The following is a 950-nucleotide window of genomic DNA, read 5'->3' as shown; positions in this document are numbered from 1 at the left end:
GTCTTCCAACGCCGAAAAATGCTCCACCAGTGCCTTGCCTGACATCGGATGCCTCACCAGACCGAGGCCCCCTGTGAATCACGCAAAAGGCAACACCGAAATCCATTCCTTTCAAGCGATCGCCCTGGACCGATCATCGATCCACCTTGCGCTCACGACCGACCGCGGCTATCTATCGTTCAACAGTTCTGATGGCAGTCGAAAGGCTGCGGTTCGGGAGTGGGCCCCACCGGGTCCGCTCTTTTTTTTCGCCGCGTCGGGTTTGGACGCGCGAGGCCGCAGGCCGGGATGTGCCACCCAGGACGCCGCAAGGGTTGCGCGCTGATATCCATGTCGTCCGAGATCGAAGCGGATCTGTCCGAGAAGCGCCTGGTCCGAGAGACCGGCGTCGCCGCGCGCGTGGTGCAGGTGATCGAGGGGCCGGTCCAGGGCCTCGGGTTCCGGCTGGTCCGGGTCAAGGTCACCAACACCAACGGCTGCACCGTCCAGATCATGGCGGAGCGGCCGGACGGCACCTTCTCGATCGACGATTGCGAGGCGGTCAGCCGCGCGATCTCGCCGGTCCTCGACGTCGACGATCCGGTCGGCACCGCCTACAACCTGGAGATCTCCTCCCCGGGGATCGACCGGCCGCTGGTGCGGGTCTCGGACTTCGCCCGCTGGGTCGGCTACGAGGTCAAGGTCGAGCTGAGCCCGCCCCTCGACGGCCGCAAGCGGTTCCGCGGGATCCTGGGCGCTCCGGACCCGGAGGCGCTGACCGTCCCGATCGACCTGCCCGACGTGAAGGAAGGCCTGCCGAGCCGGGTCGACCTGCCGCTGCGGGATCTGGCCGAGGCGCATCTCGTCCTCACCGACGAACTGATCCGCGAATCCCTGCGCCGCGGCGGGCCGCCCGCCGACGACGCCGACGCGCTGGATGAGGACGACGCGGCGGAGGACGAGGACGCGGA

Annotated in this window: 1 protein-coding gene; it reads left to right on the top strand. The window is 67.7% G+C overall.

Annotated elements, in window-relative coordinates:
• Nucleotides 1-330: 330 nt before the first annotated feature.
• Nucleotides 331-950, top strand: a 620-nt coding sequence (rimP, locus tag FV228_RS30945) for a ribosome maturation factor RimP (RefSeq protein WP_147857886.1), incomplete at its 3' end; no start/stop codon positions are given.

This window comes from Methylobacterium sp. WL18, assembly GCF_008040015.1.
GTDB classification, from domain to species: domain Bacteria; phylum Pseudomonadota; class Alphaproteobacteria; order Rhizobiales; family Beijerinckiaceae; genus Methylobacterium; species Methylobacterium mesophilicum.
This window is presented reverse-complemented; position numbering and strand designations above follow the sequence as displayed.